The sequence below is a fragment of the Sphingobium estronivorans genome, assembly GCF_008692605.1.
Taxonomy (GTDB): Bacteria; Pseudomonadota; Alphaproteobacteria; order Sphingomonadales; family Sphingomonadaceae; genus Sphingobium; species Sphingobium estronivorans.
The window spans coordinates 130,114-149,276 of sequence record NZ_LFCT01000007.1 but is presented as its reverse complement, the minus strand read 5'-3'; the positions used below and the strand labels follow the sequence as shown (position 1 = coordinate 149,276).

Below are 19,163 nucleotides of genomic sequence, written 5' to 3'. Positions count from 1 at the left end.
CGTTTCTTCTGGCAGGGAACCATAACCCCGATTATTGGTTACGATCACGACACGGCTTCTTGTCCGTGTCAGGGGATGGAGTTCCCCGAAACCGCCTCTCCGGCTGATGACTCCTACCGTGCAATTGCGCGGCAGGAGTGCGTCCTTGCCATGCCGGTCCGGTTGGATCGATCCTGACGCACGTCGCTAAGCACAGCTATGTGCCAATGGAGCGATGATGTTTTCGAGCAAGAACCTACCCGCCAACGATCAGCAATCCTCAACGATCTCCGCATCCGATCCTGCCTCTGTGAAGCAAGCGGATGCTGGCACTCCCGCCGTTCCGCCTGCCCCCCCGACAACCTCCCTGCCGGCAGGATTTGATCTATCGCGCTTCGGCCCTCACGTCCGGGCTGCCTATCTCGGTCCGACCCCTGACAACCCATTCCTGTCGCTCAGGCATCGTCTGAAACGCGCCCGTTTCTTCGATCAACGGGAGCGCCAGGCGGCAGAACAGAATCGACCGTTGTAAACGGGAATGAGTGAACCAAAACGGGGGCTTGTGATTTGATATTCGCAAGCGCCCAAATGCTCGACAAGCCAGACGCCGTGGCTTATCGATCGACAGGCAATCGCGTCCAGGCGCATTGCCTCTTTCGGATCACGGTTTCGTGATCCTGCCACATCGCTGAATGGGGATGGAGTCCCCCACAACCGCCGAACGGCTGATGACCCCTACCGCGTTGAACGCGGTGGACGTGTGTCTCCGCCGCCCAGGCTGATTCCGTCGGCCTGTTTCCCGACACACGCAAAAGCGGCGCCGCCGCGTGTTGGAGATGGCTGGAATGCGTTTTGCCTGCGCACCGAACGAGCGGCGACCGCAAGCAGGCGGCCGAGCATGAGCGACGGTATCGGCCTCAACATCAGGCGGGTCGTGCTCGACGTCGACAAGGCGTTGAAGGTGCCGACGCTGCTCGAAATCGGCGCAGCCATTCACAACAGCCCAGGTGTCCGCGCCTTCAACATCACCGTGACGGAGGTGGACCAGGAGACGATGGGCACGAGCATCACGATCGAGGGCGAGCAGATCGACTATGATGCGCTCGTCCGCGCGATCGAAAGCAGCGGCGCCGTCGTCCACAGCCTCGATGAGCTGGTGGCCGGCGACCGGATCATCGACTATGTCCCCCGTGCGCGATGACATGGCCGATCCGGCTTCTCAGCGCCCGCAACCGGCTGGACGTCGTCGCCGGCCTGGTCGACGGCATCCTCAACGCTCTGACGCTCGCGGCGGGACGCCTGCTCAAAGGCGGCGGAGCCGACCTGTCGCTGGTGGCGCGCGTCGGGGCGGCAACGGCGCTGACGACGCTCTTCGTCTTCTTCATGGCGCATTATGCCGAGGAGCGGGCCGAGCTGACGCGCGCCGAGCGGGAGCTCAACCTGACCTCGCACGGCAAGCTGGCGACATCACGGCTCGGCCGACGCGCTGTCGCCGAGGCGCTCAGCGGTGCGGTGATCGCCGCGATGTGCGGCTTGGTCGGTGCGACCGTGTCGCTGCTGCTGTGCATCTGGCTGCCAGGCCCGCGCTGGGTTGGTCCGATCGCCGACATCGCGTTGCTCGGCGTGCTGGGCGCGCTGCTCGCCAAGAGCTTTCACGGCTCCGTCCTCTTCTGGACGCTCGCGGTGATGATCAGCGGCGCGGTGCTGACGCTCGTCGGCATCCAGCTCGATATCGCGAGTTGAGAGGCGCCGGAAGAAAGAGGCCCGCCATGTTCCACCGCATCGTTCACGCCAATGATGGTTCGGAGAATTCGCTGAGCGCGCTGCGCGCCGCGATCGACCTTGCCCGGCTGGCCGAGGCGACGCTGGATGTGATCCTGGTCGCCGAATCCTTCCCGAACCCAAGCTTGATCGCCGAGGTCGCGGAGCACGACGTTGCGGAACGGCGGCGCATCCAGCGGCGCAAGACGATCGTCGAACGGGTCGCTGCGCGCAGAGGCGTCAAGATCGTGATCCATGTCTTCGCGGGCCACCCGGTGGAGCGGATCGTTCAGTTCGCCCTCGAGCAGAGCGCGGACCTCCTCGTCATCGGCGCGACCGAGCACGCCGATCTCTGGGAGCGGATCTTCGGGCGAAGATCCGACCGGATGACCCATCGGGTGAGTTGCTCGGTCTTGATCGTTCGGGAGGGAGGGCACGATGTTTTCTGATCTCGTCAAGAACATGATCCATGTGGGACGCCTGGCCGTGCGGATCGGCGAAGAAACACCCTTCACGGTTGGATCGGTGCCAGTTGAAGCGCCGGCGCTGGACGTGGCGATCCGACTCAAGGACCGTGGGACGGCAGCGCGCCTTGCGCTCGATCCCGAATACCAGCTCGGGCAGACCTACATGGACGGCGATCTCGCAGTCGAACGTGGCACGCTCGCGGACTTCATGTCGTTGATCGGGCATAATCTCGGCCACAAACCAAGGCCGGGCGCGCTCGCCTGGGCGCGCGACCTGATCGCGCGGTCCTCGACGATGACCAATTCGCTGGCCCGCGCGCGCCGCAATGTCGAGCATCACTACGACCTGTCGGAGTCCTTCTACCGCCTCTTCCTCGACACCGACCTCCAATATAGTTGCGCTTATTTCACGGAACCGGGCATGAGCCTACAGGCCGCCCAGATCGCCAAGAAGGCGCACATCGCCGCCAAGCTCAACCTGCGGCCCGGCGCGAAGGTTCTCGACATCGGCTGCGGATGGGGCGGCCTCGCGCTGACCCTGGCGCGGCTGGCGGATGTTTCGGTTACGGGCATCACGCTGTCGAAGGAGCAGCTGCGCGTCGCGCGGGCGCGAGCGCAGGTCGAGGGCCTTTCCGATCGGGTGCGCTTCGAGCTGGTCGACTACCGAGCGATCGAGGGACGATTCGACCGTATCGTGTCAGTGGGCATGTTCGAGCATGTCGGCCGCGGCCATTATCGCGACTATTTCACAGCGATCGACAGGCTGCTCACGGACGACGGCATTGCGCTCGTCCACTCGATCGGCCGGAAGGATGAAGGCCCGGGGTCGGACCGCTGGTTGACCCGGTATATTTTCCCGGGGGGCTATATCCCTGCCGCATCCGAAGCTCTCACCGCGCTGGAAGCAACGGGGCTCTGGATGACGGACATGGAGATATTGCGGCTGCACTATGCCGAGACGCTACGCCATTGGCGCGAACGCGTGGAAGCCAGCCGCGCCCGGATCGAAGCACTTTATGATGAGCGCTTCTATCGCATGTGGACCTATTATCTTGCGTCTTGCGAGATGGGATTCCGATTCTACGGATTGATGGTGTTCCAGATGCAGATCACGCGAGACATCGACGCGCTGCCCATCACGCGCGGATATATCGAAGAAAGGGAGAAACAGTATTTGGAAACGCTCAGCCCAAAAGAGCCCGAGCTGCGCGGTGGCGCGCGGCGGCAGTCGCCCAAGGTGAAGGTCATTTCGGAGCGGCGGGATTGATGCTCACCTATATCTGGATTGCGGTCGGGGGGCTGATCGGCACCTTGCTTCGCTACCAAATCAACCTCTTTTTCACGGCACGCCTCGGCGAGGCGATGCCGTGGGGAACGATCATCATCAACATCACCGGCTCCTTCGTCATCGGGCTGTTCGCCGCCTTGACGGAAGCGGGAGGGCGCTGGCCCGTACCTCCGGAAATCCGTGCCTTCATGCTGGTTGGTATCTGCGGTGGCTACACGACATTCTCGTCGTTCAGCCTCCAGACCCTCACCCTCATCCAGTCCGGCGAGATCGGTCGCGCGCTCGGAAACATCATTCTCTCGGTGACGGCAGGGCTCATCGCCGTCTGGGTCGGTGTCAACAGCCCTATCTGGCTCGGACGCCTGTTCAGGAGTTAGCAGCGTGAAAATCCTTGCAGTCATCACCGCGGCCGAGACCGCTCACGCCTGCCTCGATGCAGCGCTCGTCGCCGCCTCGGTCGACCCGATGGCGTCGATCGAAGCGCTGCATGTCGTCGTCGACCCAGAGCAGCTCGTCACCTCGACCGAAGAGATCCAGATCCAGCGGTTGCGTGAGGTGCGTGAAGGAAGCGCCCGGGAGCGTGAGCGCGCCTGTCAGGCCGCGTTCATCACCTGGAATGCCGGGCTCGATCCGAAGGCACCGCGCGTCAACTGGAAGTCTGTTGCCGGAGCCGAAGAGGAGATGGTGGAGCAGGAAGCCCGTGACGTCGATCTGATCGTCCTCGCTCGCGGGCATGACATGGACAGCAACGATGCGCAGCATGCTGCGCTTGTCCGCAGGGGTCGAGCCGTCCTGATCGTGCCGGGTGCCTGGCAAGCGCGGGCGAAGCGCTTCGACCACATCGTCATCGCTCTCAGCGACACGCCCTCGGCCGAAGACGCCATTCGCGAAGCGCTTCCGTGGCTGAAACCTGCTCGACAGGTCACCGCGATCCGTATCGGCGAAGAGCGCGATCTGGCGGCAAAGTTCGTCGACCAGTTGCGCGACGCTGGAGTCAAGGCGGAGCTTCGAATGGTCGCGGCCGACAGCGAAAATCTGGGCACGCAAATCGTGCATGAGGCCAATAGCCTGGGAGCCCAGTTGCTTGTTGCCGGCGCTTACCGGCACAGCCCCTTGCTGGAATGGCTGCTCGGCGGGACCACGCGCCACATGCTGTCGGCGGCGGACCTGCCGCTCCTGCTCGCGCACCGCACCCATGGCTGAAGCGGTCGCCCGCCTCATTCTCGCCCGCCACGGGCAGAGCGCGGCTAACGCGGACGACGTCTTCACGGGGTGGAGCAACCCGCCGCTCACTCCCTTCGGGCGCGAAGAGGCGCGCGGCATGGCCCACAAGCTCCTCGATGCGCATTTGCGCCCCGACCGAGTCTTCTGTTCCCCGCTCGATCGATGCACCGAGACGGTGAGCATTCTGGCCCAGGAACTCGCCATCGGCAATGTCCCCGTCGTGAAGGACGCCAGGCTCAACGAGCGCGACTATGGTTTGCTGACCGGACAGCGGAAAGGCGAGATTGCGCAGATCTACGGAGTGGATCAGGTCCGCCGTTGGCGGCGATCCTATGCGGAAGCGCCCCCGCTGGGCGAAAGCCTGCGCGACACCGCCGCCCGTATGCTCCGGGCCTATGTCGAGACGGTCCTTCCCGCCGCCATGGCAGGCGGCACGACCTTGATCGTGTCGAGCGGCAACGCCTTGCGCAGCCTCGTCATGACGCTCGACGGTCTCGATGAGAGCGAGATCGAGGGCTTCGACATCTCGACCGGAGCCATGATCCTCTACGAACTCGGATCGACCACCGCCGTCCTCGGCCGATCGATCCTCCAGAACAGAATGGACCCAGAATGAGCATCAACACCCTCATCACCACCATCCGCGCCCAGGAGATCCTCGACTCTCGCGGCAACCCCACGTTGACAGTCACCATCGGTTTGGGCGGCGGGATCGAAGCGTCGGCATCGGTGCCCTCGGGCGCCTCGACGGGCGCCAACGAGGCGGTCGAGCTGCGGGACGGCGACCCCGCACGCTATGGCGGCAAGGGCGTCTTGAAGGCGATCAAGGCGGTCGAAGGCGTGATCGCGGATGCCGTGCGCGGCTTGGATGCTCTGGATCAGGAGGGCCTCGACCGGCGGCTCATCGACCTCGACGGGACACCCAACAAGGAGCGGCTCGGCGGCAATGCCATTCTCGGCGTCTCGATGGCCGCGGCGCGCGCGTCGGCACTGGCTCGGGACCTCCCGCTCCATGCCGCCATCGGCGGCCAAGGCGCGACGCTGCTGCCGATGCCGTGCATGAACGTGTTGAACGGAGGCAAGCACGCCGACAGCGGCCTGGATTTCCAGGAATTCATGATCGCGCCGGTCGGCGCGCCGAGCTTTGTCGAAGCGATGCGCTACGGCGCGGAGACCTATGCCGCATTGCGCACGCTGCTGCATCGCGATGGGCTCAGCACGGCCGTGGGCGACGAGGGTGGTTTCGCCCCTGCCCTCAAGAGCAACGAGGCAGCCTGCGACTATATCGTCGCCGCCATCGAAGCCGCCGGCTACAAACCCGGCCGCGACATCGCCATCGCGCTCGATCCGGCCGCATCCTCATTCGGAGCGGACGGCGCCTACAAGCTGGAGCTGGGCGGAGCGCGCGAGATCGACCGCGCCGGCCTGCTCGCCATCTTCGGCCGCTGGATCGACACCTATCCGATCGTGTCGATCGAGGACGGCTTCGCCGAGGACGACTGGCAGGGCTTCATCGACCAGACGGCGGCCCAGGGAGACCGCATCCAGATCGTCGGCGACGACATCACGGTCACCAACCCCATCTTCATCCGGGAGGCGATCGATCGCAAGGCGATGAACGCCGTACTGATCAAGCTCAACCAGATCGGCACCGTGACCGAGACGGTGGAAGCGGTGAACCTGTGTCATCAGGCCGGATGGAACGTCATGGTGTCGCATCGCTCCGGCGAAACGGTCGACAGCTTCATCGCCGACTTCGCGGTCGCGATCGGCGCCGGCCAGATCAAGAGCGGCGCGCCCTGCCGCGGCGAGCGCCTCGCCAAATATAATCGCCTGATGGAGATCGAGCGCGCGCTGGGCGACAAGGCATTGTTCGCCAATCCCTTCACGAAACGAGCCCAGAGCGAGGCCCTGTCATGAAGCTGATCCTCGTTCGCCATGGCCATGTCGAAGGCGTGTATCCGCAGCGCTTCCGTGGCCGAAAGGAAGTGCCGCTGACCGAGCTTGGCCGCCGGCAGGCAGAAGCGACGGCGCAGCGGATCGCGGCGGAATGGAAGGTCGAGGCGCTCTACACGAGCCCGATGGGCCGCACGGTCGAGACCGGCCGGGCGATAGGCGCCGCATGCGGGGTCGAGGGCAGGACTCTCGATGGTCTTATCGATTTCGACTATGGTGAATGGAGCTGGCGCCTGCTGAGCGAGGTCGAGGCGGACAGCCCGGATCTCTTCAAGGCCTGGTTTACGGCACCGCAACTGGTCCAGGTGCCGGACGGCGACACGCTGCAGGAACTGGCCTCGCGGAGCAGCGACGCGCTGCGGACGATGCTGGCCGACCATCACGATGGCACCGTCGTCGCGGTCGGTCATGACAGCGTCAACCGCGCGCTCCTGCTGCAACTTCTCGATATGCCGCTGTCCGGCTATTGGCGCATCGCGCAGGATCCTTGCTGCATCAACGAGATCGACATCGACGACGGACACGTCCGCGTCGGCCGGGTCAACGAGACCGGCCATCTGCTGGGGCTGAAGGGATAGGTCCAGCCATGATGTTCGATCCGGTGCCGCACTGGGACGATGGGGAAGGCCATCTGGGCACCGCGGAGGACGCGTTGCTCACGGCGCTGACGGTCCTCTATGTGTTTACGGCGGCCGAGGGCACCGTTGGCGTCATGTTCGGATCAATCGTGGTGATCGGCGACACGATCGCGCATTTCGAGCAGGCCGCGGTCACTCAGCTCCTCTATCTCGCGCTGATTTGGCAACCGCGCGCCAGAAAGATGGTCGCGCTCCCACTGCTGGCGCTCCTGCTGGGCCTGTTCGATCTCCTGATCGTCGATGCCTGGCGGGGCGTGTCGGTGTTTCGGGTGCCTTCGCCCGTTGCCATGGCCCTGATCGGCGGCGGCGCGATCGCTGCCGACATCCTGGTTGCGCTGGTGTTGTCAGTCACGCGGCCGCCCGCCGAAACACTGGGCGCATGGGTGCGGCGCAAGCTTTGGCCGAAAGCGCTGACCGGTGCGATGGTCGTCCTGGCCGCGTTGGGCACCCGGGCGACACGGTCGCCATGGCCGGATCTGATCGTCGGACTCGGAATTGCGGCGAGCAGCCTGGGCGCCGCGCGTGCGATAAAATTTGCGGCCATCGTTCGCTGCACGGCTCTGTCGGACGGCTATGTGCTGCTTTCCCCACCCCCCGCGCAAACGAAGCGCCGCGGATTCCTTTCCTCTATCCGCCATCGCGCTCGCCGGCAGCCGGCTGCCAAGGCGAAGCGGAAGGGAGGTTGATCGGCTCGATCCGACCGAGAATTCCGCTCTGCCGAAAGATCCAGATTTTGAGCTGGTCGAGAATGACGGCGGCGATCAGCACCGCGGCAAGCACGAGACCCAGATAGGCTGCGGGAACAGGTGCCGTCAGCAGGCCCCAATAGCCCAATGCGGATGGAACGATGATATTTCCCGCGGTGGCCGCAGCCACGAACCGGCTCGGTGCGAACGACCAGAAACGGTCGCGGACGCGCGTCAGGTAGATCGTCGCCTGCGCGGAATACATGAGATAGGCGAACATCAGCGTCTGGATCTGCTCATCGGGAAGCTCGAGCGGCACCCGAACGGCCCACAGGATCGCAAAGGCGAGGCCGAGCCAACCGATGGCGATAACGCCCGCGACCTTGGCGATTTCCCTGATCTCCCAGCGTTCGGGCACGGGCGAGATCCATGCCCGATCGGTCGCGAGCGTGATCGTCACGATGTCGTTCAGGACGATGATGACGGCGATCAGGGCCAGCGGCGTCACGAGGACGCCGGTGGCGATATAGCCGATGGTCAGCAGGGCCGCGAGTTCCACGGTTCGCGCGATCTTGGTGATCGTCCACGTCAACATGCGCCGGTAGACGCGCCGTCCGGCCGAGACCACTTCCACGATCCCCACCAGCCCTTCGTGGGTCAGCACCACCTGAGCCGCAGCTTTCGCCACATCGGAGGCAGTGCTGACAGCGATGCCGACCTCCGCCTGCTTGAGCGCCGGCGCGTCGTTGATGCCATCCCCGGTCATCCCGGTGACGCTGCCGGCCTTCTGCAACGTCTGAACCAGTCGGAGCTTGTCCTCAGGAAAGAAGCCGGCAAATCCGTCATAGTGGAGCGGATCGGCCAGCGACGCAGGCGCATCGCCGAAGCGGTCCCCCAGCCCCACCGCCCGGCTCACCGCCCGCGCCGTCGCGATCGTATCCCCGCTCACCATCAGCAGACGGACACCGAGCGTTCGCAAGGCGTCCACGAGCGCGCCGGCATCCTCGCGCGGCGTATCCGCGAGCGCAATCAGGCCCCGAAGCGTGAGCGCGTCCGCTGGCCCCACGGCCACGGCTAGGACGCGGGCGCCGGATTGCCCTAGCGCGTCGACGCGCGCGGAAAGTTCAGGCTGCGGTTCGGCCAGCGGCGCAACCGCCAACGGTGAACCGAGCACGATATGGAGGAGATTCCCGTCCTTTCGCACATAGGCCTCGGAGCGCTTGGCGGCCGGATCGAACGGCGTATGGACCATGCGTGCGAGATCGGGGGCGGTGCTTCGGTCCAGTGCTCGCAGGATCGCAAGGTCGAGCGGGCTTTGCGAGGTTTCGTCGCATGCGGTCGCGGCCCAAGCCAATATGTCGTTTTCGGGCTCTCCGGTCAGCGAGACGACGGAGGCAACCGACTGGCGATTCTGCGTGAGCGTGCCTGTCTTGTCGATGCAGAGCACGTCCATAGTCGCTGCCTCCTGGATCGCTGAGAGGCCGGTCACCAACACGCCGGCATTGGCAAGCCTTCGCGCTTCGACCGCATTCGCCACGGTGAAGGCCGCCGGCATCGTTACCGGGACCGTTGCGGTGACGAGCACGAGGAAGAAGGGAACGAGCGGCAGCACATCGGCACCGCGCCACAGCAACACGGCGATCAGCACCGCCGCCAGCACCGCGTCCACCACGACAAGGTAGCGGACCACGGCGAACAGTAGCCGGTCGAGATGTCCGGCCGAGCCGCTTGTGCGCAGCAATTCTGCCGTGTGTCCGAAATAGCTCCGCGGGCCGGTTTGCGTCACAACGGCGACCGCGGCGCCGCGGCGCGTCGTCGAGCCGGAATAGATCGTCTCGCCGGAGGTTCTCGTGATCGTCGTCGATTCTCCTGTGAGCGCGGACTGGTCGACTTCCAGCGACCCCTCATGGATATTGCAGTCCGCCGGCACGAGATCGCCGCTCTGGAGGCGGATGACATCGCCCGGGACGAGATCGCGAGCAGGGAGTATGAGCCAGTTCTCGTCGCGACAGGCTCGGGCGGACACCTGAAGACGGCTGCGCAGGAGATCGAGCGCTGCGCGTGCGCGGCGCTCCTGAATGGCGCCGAGGACGGCGCTGAAGAGCAACCAGGCCGCGATGATGGTCGGCTCGACGGTCCTTCTCAGCAACACCTCGAGGACGAGCGCGGCTTCGAGCATCCAGGGTATCGGCCCCCACAGGCGCTTCGCAATGCCCCGGACCAGGCTGGGCCGCTCTTCCAGAATTTCGTTGAAGCCATATTGGCTGAGACGTGCGCGGGCTTCGGCTTGCGAGAGTCCGGCAGGGATATGACGCCCCTCGCCCATCGCTATCGTGTCTCCCGCAGTCGAAACCATTTGAGCGCTTCCTGTGAGTTTCCCTGGATCAGCTTGGCCCAGCGCAGATCGCGCAGCGGCTTCTCCTGCGACTCGATCCACCAGAATTCCTTGACCACGAGCAGCGTCCAGCGAGGCGCGGTGGTCCGGCGAACTTGGATCGTTTCCATCGTAAAGGAATGGTTCGGACCGGCATAGCTGTGTCTCTCACGGACCCATTCGGTATCCGCGATAGACCAGGTAGGTCGCTTGATGCTGCCGTTGGGTTGGGCCGAGGCGACCAGGAGATCGAACACGCGAAAGAATGATCGGTCGGCAAGACTTTTCAAATCTTGGTGCTCCTGGTTTCGAGTGAGAGCCCCCGCAACGCAGCGTCCTGATGCAAGATCGCCTCGATCTCTATGCGCAGCCGCAGGTCGCCGCGCCGTGCCAGCCTAGCCAGGGTGTGCGCCGCCTTGTCGCGAGCCGCGTGCGGTCCATGCAACAGCGCGATACCGCACGCTGCCGCGGCGACGCGTGCGTCGGGCGCCGCCATGAGCGGGGCGAGCCGCTCCCAGGCTCCGAGTGGCAGGCCAAGCTGAATCAGAAGCTGGAGCATGGCGTGCCGATGCCGGACGTTGGTTTCGAACGCGGCCGACTTGTCCCTCGAGAGCTGTTCGACGCGCTCGACCAATGCCGCGCGGGCGGGCGGCCCGATGCGCAGCAACCCTTCTTCGGCCGCGTGGCGGCTGCCATCGTCCCCCAGCGCCGCGAGCAGTTCGGGAATTGCAGTCGTCCTTTCGAAGGTCGCGAGGGCATGGACGACGCCGATCAAATGCGGCCTTGTCGCCACGATCTCGCGGAGCGTCTCGAAGGCGGGTTCAAATCGATGCAGCGCGAGAACCTCGGCTGCTCCGTTCACCACCGCCTCCTCGCCCGCATATTCGACCGGGCTCGAAGGGAAACGCGGGTGGTGCAGGAAATCGAGCAGGATGTCATAGGCGTGGATCGCGCCGAGCGCGCGAGCGGCCAGCACGCGAGGTTGGTAGATGCCGCTCGGCTCGCGCTCGACCAGCAACGTCTCGAGCGGCGCGCGCGCCGCGGCGCCGAGGGCAACGACATCGCCCAGCGCCTGCTCGCCATCGTGGAGGCGCCGAAGCCGCTCGACAATGCGTTTCGCTTGGGAGGTGTCATCGAGAGCTGGATGATCGGCCGGCTCTTCGCGGATATCCGAGGCTTGTGGTTCAAGCGACATGAACAATACTCCCGCCATGGGCGCTATTGGCAGGAGTCATCAGCCACGACGGCTTTTACAAAGGGGAACCCCATCCCTTCACCAGATGCTATAGGACAGCCGGACTTGAATTGCGACCGTTGAGTCGCTGAAACGGAGGCTGAGAAGTCTGCACCGGGGAACGCCTGGTCGTTTGAACAATTGTGAGACTGGGCGATGGAGTCCGCCTGAACCAACCGCCTCTTGGGGCTGATGACTCCTACCGAACTGTTGACCCCGGTAGGAGCACGCCATGGATTCGCGCGCCGCGCGCCTCGTCGAAACCGCCACGCCCGATTCTGCTGCAGGCCCTTCCCCACGGGTCCGTTTTGGCTCGATTCTCTTCGCCGACCAGCAGGCGCGCGAAGAGGAAGTACCGCAGCCGGATTATTTCGTCGATCTCTCGCTCGATCAGATCATCGCCGGCGCGATCGAGGGGCGCGACCATTACCGGCTCGCCACCTTCTTCCATCGGCCGCTGAGCAGTTTGGAGGATGTCGGCTTTCGCCAGGCGGTCGTGCGCGATCTACAGCGCGAGGAGCAACACGCGGCTGTGAGCGCCTTTGCGGCAGCCATGGAGCAGATGCGCGACAAGCTGGCCCAGGCGGACAAACATCGACACCACCTCCAGAAGCAAGCGAGCCTGATCGACGCGGCATGCGCCTATTGTGATGGCCTCGTGCAATTCGAGACGGATCTGAACGCCCACCCGCCGCAGTCGCAGGGCATGAACCTGTGGCGAACCTATCTGAAGGCCTATTTGGCGGCCGAGCCGTTCCAGACCATGCGCGCTCGGGCCCATGACGTGTTGGATGCGCTCGCCGGCGTGCGCTTCACCATCATGATCCGGGACCTTCATGTCCGGATCGACCCGTTTGACGGCCAGGCCGACTATGGCGCGATGATCGCCGAGAGCTATGCCCGCTTCGCGCAGGGCGGCGAAGGCGCCTTCTCGTTCCACGCGGAGGGCGGCGCCGAACTCAACTATATCGAAGGGCGTATCCTTGACGAAGTCGCGCGGGCCTTTCCTGACCCGTTCGGGGCGCTCAAGAGTTTCGTCACCGACTATGGACTGCATTTCTACGACGATCTGGTCGCGTCCTTCGACCGTGAGATCCAGTTCTACATGGCGTATCTGGATTGGATCGCGCCGCTATGCGAGGGTGGGCTCGCTTTCTGCCTGCCCGAAGTGATCGAAGCGAAGGACGTCCATGCCGACGATTGCTTCGACCTGTCGCTCGCCCGAAAGCTCATAGGCTCCAGCGAAACGGTCGTTCCGAACAGTTTTCGGCTCGAAGGGCGTGAACGCATCTTCATCGTCTCGGGGCCGAACCAGGGCGGCAAGACCACCTTCGCACGGCAGTTCGGCCAGCTTCATCATCTCGCCTGCCTAGGCTTGCCGGTTCCGGGACGATCGGCCCGGCTCCACCTCTTCGACCGGATCTTCACACATTTCGAGCGGCGCGAGATCGCCGCCAGCCCGAACGGGAAGCTGCAGGACGAGTTGGTGCGGATGCATGCGATCCTCGATGCGGCACGCCCCGAGAGCATCATCATTATGAACGAGCTGTTCGCCTCGACGACGTTTCGCGATGCCAGGATGCTGAGCGAGAAGGTCACGGCGCGGCTCGTCGAGCTCGATCTGCTCTGCGTCTGGGTCAGCTTCATCGACGGCCTGAGCGAGCTCAGCGACACGATGGTCAGCATGGTCAGCGGCGTCGATCCCGAGGATCCGACTCGCCGGACCTATCGCGTCGAACGCCGAGAGGCTGACGGGCTCGCCTATGCGCGGGCGATCGCGCGCAAATATGGCCTGACGCGCCAGCAGATCGAGGAGCGGCTGAAGTCATGAAGACCTGGCTCCTCTATCCCGATCGAGACAGCGACTGGTGGTGGGCATCGCGTGCGACCGCGCTGCGCGAGAGCAAGCGAACGGGCCGCAGGGCCTATGATATCGATGATTTCCACCCTGATCGGGCGTTCCCCTGGAATGCCGACACGCTGATCCAGGATCTCGGTCTGGCACCCCTCTTCGCGACCATCGCGGGCGACGCCGACGACGTTTTCGTGGTCGCGGAGCGCGAGCTGCTGACCGGCGCGACAAACGACCTCGACACGATCCGCTACCGGCAGGCGATGCTCGCCGACGCCCTTGCCAACCCCGACACCATCCGCGCCTTGCGCACGCTCGCGATCGAGGCCGTCGAGCTGCACCGGCACCATTTCCTCGGCACCCTGTCGCGTGACTATCCCGATACGGTGCTGCACTGGGCCATCGACCTGCTGCGGGACACGCTTGGCGTCATCGCGAAGCTGCGCAGCCTCGCCCGCGGCGCGGCGAGCCATTTCAGCGCACCGGGCTGGCTGCGCTTCTTCTCGATGATCGAGACGGACCTCAGCGAAGATTATGTCACGCGTTTGGGGGAACAGCTCTCTCAGTTGCGGCTGCGCGACGGCATGACGATGAGCGCCCAGCTCGAGGGCGGCAATCTTCCGGGGCACTATCTCCTGCACGAGCCGCCGGTCCGGATCGAAAGCTGGTGGCAGCGCTTTCTGCGCCGCTGGTTTCCATCCTTCTTCCGAGAAGAGATGGGCCCCTATGGTTTCTCGATCGCGCCGAACGATGAATCGGGCAATCGGGCCTTGCGGGAGTTCGGCAATCGCGGCGTCGCGATCGCGGCGAAGGCGCTCGGCGACGCCGCGCTCCACATCCGCGACTTCTTCGAGATGCTGCGCGCGGAGACCGCATTCTATGTGGGCTGTGTCACCCTGCATGATGCGCTCGCCAGCGCGGGCCTTGCGACCTGCATGCCCGATATGTCGCGACCCAGCCCTGCCCTTGCCTGCGACGGGCTTTACGAGCCGTCCCTAGGGTTGAGGCTGGAAGGTCGCGTCGTCGCGAACGACGTTCACGCCGACGGCTGCACCCTGGTGACGATCACCGGCGCAAACCAGGGCGGGAAGTCTATGCTTCTTCGCTCGCTGGGCGTCGCGCAGATGATGGCGCAATGCGGGATGTTCGTGTGTGCCGGCAGCTATGCCGGCAGCCTCTGCACAGGCATTCTGACGCACTACAAGCGGGAGGAAGATGCGGCGTTGGTGAGCGGCAAGTTCGATGAGGAGCTGGCGCGGATGAACGCCATCGTCGATCATTTCCAGCCGGGTGCGCTCGTCCTGCTGAACGAGTCCTTCGCCTCGACCAGCGAGCGCGAGGGGTCCGACATCGCCGATGAGGTGGTCGAGGCCCTGCGCGCCGCTGGCGGTCGGGTGATCTTTGTGACCCATCTTTTCGAATATGCGCACCGCGCCGCCGGACGCGACGATCCCACCGCACTGTTCCTACGCGCCGATCGGGACGAGCAGGGTCAGCGCTCGTTCCGTATCCTAGTCGGCGAGCCGCTCCGGACCAGCTTCGGCGAAGATCTGTATCGCAAGATCTTCGAGGACGCGTCCGAGACCCCTGTGGCGCCTGCCTAGTGGGAGGAAGCGTCGGGCGCTCGAGGCGTTTGCTGCTCATGATGATCGGCTGCTTTCGGGTCCAGGCGCCCGTGCGTAGAATGCTCGCCGGCCTTGTATTTATATTGTAGCCCGACCAACACGCCCTTGCACGGCGGCAATACCGCGACCGACAGGATGAGGATCAGCGGCGCCCAGATGGCAAGGACCAGCCATGCGGGAAGATTGTAGCCGACGATGCTGATCACGATGCCTAGCATCCCGACGCCGCCGACCAGGATCAGCATGAAGGTGACGGGAGCATCCTCTGCATCTGCGTGCGAGAGGCGGGCCGAGCAATTGTCGCAGGTTTCGACGAGGTGCAGATATCCGTGATAGAGCTTGCCCTTGCCACAGGCGGGACAGCGGCCGGCAAGGCCGGCAAGGATAGGTGAAACTTCTTGCATAAAGGACTCCGGGGCGCACGCGAGCATTGCGGGCAGCGGCGCCCGTGATGATGGGAGGATGGAGAGCAGTTCGAGCTGCGAACGGTTCGACTAATCTTCGACTGACACGACTCTCCACCTCCGGCTGGTTGCAGGGGTAGGAATCATCAGTTCTGTTCGAACGGTTCGACCCGTAGGGTCAGGCGGAATCCATCGCCGCGTTGCTCACTAGCCTGCCGCGCTCGCTAGTCAAGCAAAGCGCAGTTTGTTCCTTTCCTCACCGTGTCGGCCCGAGACAGCCCAGATCGCGAACGGCTCCCCGAGCCGCGCTGGTCGTAAGTGCCGCATAGGCCTTGAGCGCGATCGAAACCGGGCGGTTGCGATCGACAGGCGACCAGGCATCGATACCGCGCCCCTCCATCGCGAGACGGCGCTCCTCGATCAAGCTGTCGGGCACGGCGAGGCTGATGCGGCGAGCTGGGATATCAATCTCGATGCGATCGCCATCCTCCACTAGCGCAATCAACCCGCCTTCCGCCGCCTCCGGCGACACATGGCCGATCGACAGGCCAGACGTGCCGCCTGAGAAGCGGCCGTCCGTGATAAGCGCGCAGGACTTTCCGAGGCCCTTCGATTTGATGTAGCTCGTTGGGTAGAGCATCTCCTGCATGCCGGGGCCACCCTTTGGCCCCTCGTAGCGGATGACGACAACGTCTCCTGCCGCAACCTTGCCGGACAGGATGCCGGCAACTGCATCCTCCTGGCTTTCAAAGACCTTGGCAGGGCCTGCGAACGTCAGAATCGCGGCATCGACGCCGGCGGTTTTCACGATGCAGCCGTCCTCGGCGAGGTTGCCGGTCAGGACGGCGAGGCCACCGTCGCGGCTGAAGGCGTGCGCCTCGTCGCGCAGCGCGCCGGCCTCGCGATCAAGATCGAGCGTCTCGAAGCGCCTGTCTTGCGAAAAGGCCTCGGTGGTCGGAACGCCGCCGGGAGCGGCGGAATAGAAGCGCTTCACCGACGCCGCGTCGGTCCGCCGCACGTCCCACTCGTCGAGCGCCTGCCCCAGTGTGAGCGCGTGGACCGTGCGGACGTCGGCGCTGAGCAGGCCGGCGCGATCGAGTTCGCCGAGGATCGCCATGATCCCGCCGGCGCGGTGGACGTCCTCAAGATGAACGTCCGGAGCTGAGGGCGCAACCTTGCACAGCACCGGCACGCGGCGCGACAGACGATCGATGTCAGCCATGGTAAACGGGACTCCGGCCTCATGCGCCGCGGCAAGAAGGTGGAGCACCGTGTTCGTCGATCCGCCCATGGCGATGTCCAGCGTCATCGCATTCTCGAAGGCGGCGAACGTAGCGATCGCGCGCGGCAGCACGCGCTCGTCGTCTTGCTCATAATAGCGGCGCGCGAGATCGACGATCAGGTGGCCCGCCTCGACAAAAAGTCCGCGCCGGTCAGCATGCGTCGCGAGCACCGTGCCATTACCCGGGAGCGCCAGGCCGAGCGCCTCGGCCAGGCAGTTCATCGAATTCGCGGTGAACATGCCCGAGCAGGAGCCGCAGGTCGGACAAGCCGAACGCTCGATGACCGCAACCTCTTCGTCGGTCACGCTGTCGTCGGCGGCGGCGACCATTGCGTCGACCAGGTCGAGCGCCTTGGTCTTGCCGCGGAAATTCACCTTGCCAGCCTCCATCGGTCCACCGGAGACGAAGATTGCAGGGATGTTGAGACGAAGCGCCGCCATCAGCATGCCGGGCGTGATCTTGTCGCAGTTCGAGATGCAGACCAGCGCATCGGCGCAGTGCGCGTTCGCCATATATTCGACGGAATCGGCGATGATCTCACGCGACGGCAGGCTGTAGAGCATGCCGGCATGGCCCATCGCGATGCCGTCGTCGATCGCGATCGTGTTGAATTCCTTGGCGACCCCGCCGGCCTGTTCGATCTCGCGGGCCACGAGCTGGCCGAGATCCTTCAGATGCACATGCCCCGGCACGAACTGCGTGAAACTGTTGACGACGGCGATGATCGGCTTGCCGAAATCCTCGTCCTTCATGCCGGTCGCGCGCCACAGGCCGCGAGCGCCAGCCATGTTGCGACCGTGGGTCGAGGTTCGCGAGCGATAGGCGGGCATGCACATTCCTTCCTGGCGCGGCGGAATGCCCCTCCCAGGGCCTCCAGCGGATTTCATAGGCGTCGAGCCAGGAACGGCGGCAACGACGGTTGATTGGGATGGCGGGCGCCCTGCTGGAGCCTCACCGGCGCCCGGCAATATCTATTTTGTCTCGTTCTTGTGGTCGACGGCGGACGCCACCTGTTCGCCGACGCGTCGAACCTCGGCGCTCATTGGCTCCGCCACCTCGCTCGCCAGCTTGAACCAGAGATCGGCGACGCGCGACAATTCGCCAAGCGCCGAATCGACGGATGAGCGGATATATTCGCTCTGCAAGCTGAGTAGCTCGCCCGGATTCTTCGCCTTGGAGAAGGCTTTGACGGCGGCAAGGCTGGCGTCGATCGAGCGACTGGCATAGTCGGCGGCTCCTATCCTGATCGTGTCGGCCCCCTTGGAAGCGCGTCGCGAGGTTTCCAGAAGAGCTTCCACACCGCCGCTGTGAAAGGCTCGAAGATTCTCCGTGATCTGGGAGGTGCGCTCAAGAGCGTCCTTCACCCGCTCGCCGATATTAGCGAATCCCGTCGCGGCGTCGCTCTGGGCGGACGGTTCTGCTGCGCTGCTATCTTTGGTCATCATCGGTTCCTTCTTGGCCGGCTCGGACGTCCACGGCTGCTTGATCGTTAGTTGAGGGTGCCCCGACACCGCGGAATAAGGGGGGGCCTGCGGTGTCGGGGCTCCGGAGCCCGTTCTTGCGACCCGAAGGTGCTCCGGATGAACCATGCTCAGGCCGCGCTCTCGTCGCTTTCGGTGACGACGCTGAGCCGCTTCCTCGCGGGAGGTGGGGCCTTGTAGCGCTCAAGCGACTGGGCGAGGAGTTTCTGAGCGCGTTCGGGACCTTCCCATTCTACGTCCGAAACCCACTTGCCCTTTTCGAGATCCTTATAGTGCTGGAAGAAATGCGCGATCTGCTCGCGCTGGACTCCAGGAAGATCCTCGTAGCTGCTGACGTCCTTGTAGAAGGGATGCAGGGCATCGACCGGAACGGCGATGATCTTTTCATCCTGGCCGTTTTCGTCGGAGAGCATCAGCACGCCGATCGGCCGCGAACGAACGACGGCGCCGGGCACGACGGCCGTGTGGCAAATCACCAGGACGTCGATGGGGTCGCCATCCAACGCCAGCGTGTGCGGCACGAAACCATAGTTGGCCGGATAGAACATCGCCGTGTGGAGAAAGCGGTCCACGAAGAGCGCGCCCGACTTCTTGTCGAACTCGTACTTCACGGGCTCGGTCGACCCCTGCGCGATTTCGATGATGACATTGATGTCGAAAGGAGGATTGGCGCCCGAACTGATTTCACTGATATTCAAAACACGTCCCTTTTCGCATCGGTGGCGTCGAGGGACGTGAAACACCCGCCGACGCCTATGTGACGATCAGCAGGAGTCATCAGCCGGAATGGCGGTTATGGGGAACTCCATCCCCTGCCCGCGCGGTCAGCGCGAACTCGATTACCTTCCTACCGTTCGCGGCCTCTTCTGGCAAGCAGTCTCGTCGACAGATCGGCGCGTAAAAGCGGACGA

19 protein-coding genes and 6 riboswitches are annotated in these 19,163 nt (G+C 64.4%); of the genes, 12 read left to right on the top strand and 7 right to left on the bottom strand.

The window, feature by feature from the left end; translation table 11 throughout:
- The first annotated feature begins 62 nt into the window (after positions 1 to 62).
- Positions 63 to 123, top strand: a riboswitch (Fluoride riboswitch).
- 541 nt (positions 124 to 664) lie between these two features.
- Positions 665 to 724, top strand: a riboswitch (Fluoride riboswitch).
- 153 nt (positions 725 to 877) lie between these two features.
- Genes F7P65_RS07060 through F7P65_RS07015 form a run of 10 tightly spaced genes read left to right on the top strand, consistent with a single transcriptional unit; the run spans position 878 to position 7,999 of the window.
- Entirely contained in the window at positions 878 to 1,180 is a 303-nt protein-coding gene (locus F7P65_RS07060; RefSeq protein ID WP_150291039.1) for a DUF211 domain-containing protein, read from the top strand.
- The gene (locus F7P65_RS07055) at positions 1,177 to 1,722 is read left to right on the top strand and encodes a hypothetical protein (protein ID WP_150291038.1); all 546 of its coding nucleotides are present in this window, start codon (positions 1,177 to 1,179) and stop codon (positions 1,720 to 1,722) included. The genes F7P65_RS07060 and F7P65_RS07055 overlap by 4 nt, the downstream gene beginning before the upstream one ends.
- A gap of 26 nt (positions 1,723 to 1,748) precedes the next feature.
- Complete coding sequence (locus tag F7P65_RS07050; RefSeq protein ID WP_150291037.1) at positions 1,749 to 2,189, top strand: universal stress protein; 441 nt, start codon at positions 1,749 to 1,751, stop codon at positions 2,187 to 2,189.
- A complete protein-coding gene (locus F7P65_RS07045; protein WP_150291036.1) occupies positions 2,179 to 3,474 on the top strand; it encodes an SAM-dependent methyltransferase in 1,296 nt (431 codons plus the stop codon). The genes F7P65_RS07050 and F7P65_RS07045 overlap by 11 nt, the downstream gene beginning before the upstream one ends.
- Entirely contained in the window at positions 3,474 to 3,872 is a 399-nt protein-coding gene (gene crcB / locus F7P65_RS07040) for a fluoride efflux transporter CrcB (RefSeq protein ID WP_150291035.1), read from the top strand. The genes F7P65_RS07045 and crcB overlap by 1 nt, the downstream gene beginning before the upstream one ends.
- Positions 3,873 to 3,876: 4 nt before the next feature.
- Positions 3,877 to 4,698, top strand: coding sequence for a universal stress protein (locus F7P65_RS07035; RefSeq protein ID WP_150291034.1), 822 nt, complete (start codon positions 3,877 to 3,879; stop codon positions 4,696 to 4,698).
- The gene (locus tag F7P65_RS07030) at positions 4,691 to 5,335 is read left to right on the top strand and encodes a 2,3-bisphosphoglycerate-dependent phosphoglycerate mutase (RefSeq protein WP_150291033.1); all 645 of its coding nucleotides are present in this window, start codon (positions 4,691 to 4,693) and stop codon (positions 5,333 to 5,335) included. The genes F7P65_RS07035 and F7P65_RS07030 overlap by 8 nt, the downstream gene beginning before the upstream one ends.
- The gene (eno, locus tag F7P65_RS07025; protein WP_205451968.1) at positions 5,332 to 6,639 is read left to right on the top strand and encodes a phosphopyruvate hydratase; all 1,308 of its coding nucleotides are present in this window, start codon (positions 5,332 to 5,334) and stop codon (positions 6,637 to 6,639) included. Before F7P65_RS07030 ends, eno begins: the two co-directional genes overlap by 4 nt.
- A complete protein-coding gene (locus F7P65_RS07020) occupies positions 6,636 to 7,253 on the top strand; it encodes a histidine phosphatase family protein (protein ID WP_150291032.1) in 618 nt (205 codons plus the stop codon). Before eno ends, F7P65_RS07020 begins: the two co-directional genes overlap by 4 nt.
- 8 nt (positions 7,254 to 7,261) lie before the next feature.
- Positions 7,262 to 7,999 carry a hypothetical protein gene (locus tag F7P65_RS07015; protein WP_150291031.1) on the top strand — a complete coding sequence of 246 codons (738 nt, stop codon included), beginning with the start codon at positions 7,262 to 7,264 and terminating at the stop codon, positions 7,997 to 7,999.
- On the opposite strand, the gene F7P65_RS07010 is transcribed toward F7P65_RS07015, so the two are convergent.
- Genes F7P65_RS07010 through F7P65_RS07000 form a run of 3 tightly spaced genes read right to left on the bottom strand, consistent with a single transcriptional unit; the run spans position 7,941 to position 11,568 of the window.
- Entirely contained in the window at positions 7,941 to 10,355 is a 2,415-nt protein-coding gene (locus F7P65_RS07010; protein WP_205451965.1) for an HAD-IC family P-type ATPase, read from the bottom strand. The genes F7P65_RS07015 and F7P65_RS07010 overlap by 59 nt on opposite strands.
- Positions 10,328 to 10,663, bottom strand: a complete 336-nt coding sequence (locus tag F7P65_RS07005; RefSeq protein WP_162854554.1) for a hypothetical protein — start codon at positions 10,661 to 10,663, stop codon at positions 10,328 to 10,330. Before F7P65_RS07005 ends, F7P65_RS07010 begins: the two co-directional genes overlap by 28 nt.
- Positions 10,660 to 11,568 (bottom strand): hypothetical protein, encoded by a 909-nt coding sequence (locus F7P65_RS07000; protein WP_150291029.1) that lies wholly within the window; start codon positions 11,566 to 11,568, stop codon positions 10,660 to 10,662. The genes F7P65_RS07005 and F7P65_RS07000 overlap by 4 nt, the downstream gene beginning before the upstream one ends.
- A 23-nt stretch (positions 11,569 to 11,591) precedes the next feature.
- Positions 11,592 to 11,655, bottom strand: a riboswitch (Fluoride riboswitch).
- 95 nt (positions 11,656 to 11,750) lie between these two features.
- Positions 11,751 to 11,816, top strand: a riboswitch (Fluoride riboswitch).
- Between the two features lie 23 nt (positions 11,817 to 11,839).
- Between F7P65_RS07000 and F7P65_RS06995 the strand changes: the two genes are divergently transcribed.
- Both F7P65_RS06995 and F7P65_RS06990 read left to right on the top strand, forming a co-directional pair.
- On the top strand, positions 11,840 to 13,438 hold the full coding sequence (locus tag F7P65_RS06995; protein WP_150291028.1) for a MutS-related protein: 1,599 nt from the start codon (positions 11,840 to 11,842) through the stop codon (positions 13,436 to 13,438).
- Positions 13,435 to 15,063, top strand: a complete 1,629-nt coding sequence (locus F7P65_RS06990; protein WP_150291027.1) for a MutS-related protein — start codon at positions 13,435 to 13,437, stop codon at positions 15,061 to 15,063. The genes F7P65_RS06995 and F7P65_RS06990 overlap by 4 nt, the downstream gene beginning before the upstream one ends.
- Here the strand turns inward: F7P65_RS06990 and F7P65_RS06985 are convergent.
- From F7P65_RS06985 to ppa, 4 genes are all read right to left on the bottom strand, one after another.
- Complete coding sequence (locus F7P65_RS06985) at positions 15,060 to 15,488, bottom strand: DUF983 domain-containing protein (RefSeq protein WP_162854553.1); 429 nt, start codon at positions 15,486 to 15,488, stop codon at positions 15,060 to 15,062. The genes F7P65_RS06990 and F7P65_RS06985 overlap by 4 nt on opposite strands.
- A gap of 130 nt (positions 15,489 to 15,618) precedes the next feature.
- A riboswitch (Fluoride riboswitch) is annotated at positions 15,619 to 15,694 on the bottom strand.
- 50 nt (positions 15,695 to 15,744) lie between these two features.
- Positions 15,745 to 17,601 carry a dihydroxy-acid dehydratase gene (gene ilvD, locus F7P65_RS06980; RefSeq protein ID WP_150291025.1) on the bottom strand — a complete coding sequence of 619 codons (1,857 nt, stop codon included), beginning with the start codon at positions 17,599 to 17,601 and terminating at the stop codon, positions 15,745 to 15,747.
- Positions 17,602 to 17,742: 141 nt separating this feature from the next.
- A complete protein-coding gene (locus F7P65_RS06975; RefSeq protein WP_205451963.1) occupies positions 17,743 to 18,216 on the bottom strand; it encodes a phasin family protein in 474 nt (157 codons plus the stop codon).
- 146 nt (positions 18,217 to 18,362) lie between these two features.
- On the bottom strand, positions 18,363 to 18,950 hold the full coding sequence (gene ppa / locus F7P65_RS06970) for an inorganic diphosphatase (protein ID WP_150291023.1): 588 nt from the start codon (positions 18,948 to 18,950) through the stop codon (positions 18,363 to 18,365).
- Positions 18,951 to 19,013: 63 nt separating this feature from the next.
- A riboswitch (Fluoride riboswitch) is annotated at positions 19,014 to 19,074 on the bottom strand.
- Positions 19,075 to 19,163: the final 89 nt, after the last annotated feature.

What these genes read in the sequence shown, in the direction of transcription:
- F7P65_RS07015 (WP_150291031.1), top strand. Translation starts at nt 7,262, where the DNA reads ATGATGTTCGATCCGGTGCCGCACTGGGACGATGGGGAAGGCCATCTG.
- F7P65_RS06990 (WP_150291027.1), top strand. Translation starts at nt 13,435, where the DNA reads ATGAAGACCTGGCTCCTCTATCCCGATCGAGACAGCGACTGGTGGTGG.
- F7P65_RS07045 (WP_150291036.1), top strand. Translation starts at nt 2,179, where the DNA reads ATGTTTTCTGATCTCGTCAAGAACATGATCCATGTGGGACGCCTGGCC.
- F7P65_RS07055 (WP_150291038.1), top strand. Translation starts at nt 1,177, where the DNA reads ATGACATGGCCGATCCGGCTTCTCAGCGCCCGCAACCGGCTGGACGTC.
- F7P65_RS06985 (WP_162854553.1), bottom strand. Translation starts at nt 15,488, where the DNA reads ATGCAAGAAGTTTCACCTATCCTTGCCGGCCTTGCCGGCCGCTGTCCC.
- crcB (WP_150291035.1), top strand. Translation starts at nt 3,474, where the DNA reads ATGCTCACCTATATCTGGATTGCGGTCGGGGGGCTGATCGGCACCTTG.
- ilvD (WP_150291025.1), bottom strand. Translation starts at nt 17,601, where the DNA reads ATGCCCGCCTATCGCTCGCGAACCTCGACCCACGGTCGCAACATGGCT.
- F7P65_RS07060 (WP_150291039.1), top strand. Translation starts at nt 878, where the DNA reads ATGAGCGACGGTATCGGCCTCAACATCAGGCGGGTCGTGCTCGACGTC.
- F7P65_RS07000 (WP_150291029.1), bottom strand. Translation starts at nt 11,568, where the DNA reads ATGTCGCTTGAACCACAAGCCTCGGATATCCGCGAAGAGCCGGCCGAT.
- F7P65_RS07050 (WP_150291037.1), top strand. Translation starts at nt 1,749, where the DNA reads ATGTTCCACCGCATCGTTCACGCCAATGATGGTTCGGAGAATTCGCTG.
- F7P65_RS07030 (WP_150291033.1), top strand. Translation starts at nt 4,691, where the DNA reads ATGGCTGAAGCGGTCGCCCGCCTCATTCTCGCCCGCCACGGGCAGAGC.
- F7P65_RS07010 (WP_205451965.1), bottom strand. Translation starts at nt 10,355, where the DNA reads ATGGTTTCGACTGCGGGAGACACGATAGCGATGGGCGAGGGGCGTCAT.
- F7P65_RS07020 (WP_150291032.1), top strand. Translation starts at nt 6,636, where the DNA reads ATGAAGCTGATCCTCGTTCGCCATGGCCATGTCGAAGGCGTGTATCCG.
- F7P65_RS06975 (WP_205451963.1), bottom strand. Translation starts at nt 18,216, where the DNA reads ATGATGACCAAAGATAGCAGCGCAGCAGAACCGTCCGCCCAGAGCGAC.
- F7P65_RS06995 (WP_150291028.1), top strand. Translation starts at nt 11,840, where the DNA reads ATGGATTCGCGCGCCGCGCGCCTCGTCGAAACCGCCACGCCCGATTCT.
- eno (WP_205451968.1), top strand. Translation starts at nt 5,332, where the DNA reads ATGAGCATCAACACCCTCATCACCACCATCCGCGCCCAGGAGATCCTC.